The following is a 212-nucleotide window of genomic DNA, read 5'->3' as shown; positions in this document are numbered from 1 at the left end:
ACTAAATGACCTTCGAATACCATAATAAATCTCTCCTTTGATTATAAGTTTAGTAAATGTCCTAATTTGTTTACTTTCGTTTGTAAATACGTTTTATTCTCTTCTTTTGCTGGCATTTGCAACGGTACACGCTCGGTTACTTCTAAATCGTAACCTTGTAAGCCAGCAATTTTTCGTGGATTATTCGTTAATAATCGTAAACTTTGTAAGCC

General features: G+C 33.0%; 1 pseudogene. It reads right to left on the bottom strand.

Annotated features, from left to right (window positions below):
• Positions 1-41 precede the first annotated feature (41 nt).
• Positions 42-212 (bottom strand): annotated as a pseudogene (gene ribA, locus FE392_RS22925) (GTP cyclohydrolase II); the annotation flags it as partial.

Source organism: Xenorhabdus santafensis (genome assembly GCF_033949405.1).
GTDB classification, from domain to species: Bacteria; Pseudomonadota; Gammaproteobacteria; order Enterobacterales; family Enterobacteriaceae; genus Xenorhabdus; species Xenorhabdus santafensis.
This window is presented reverse-complemented; position numbering and strand designations above follow the sequence as displayed.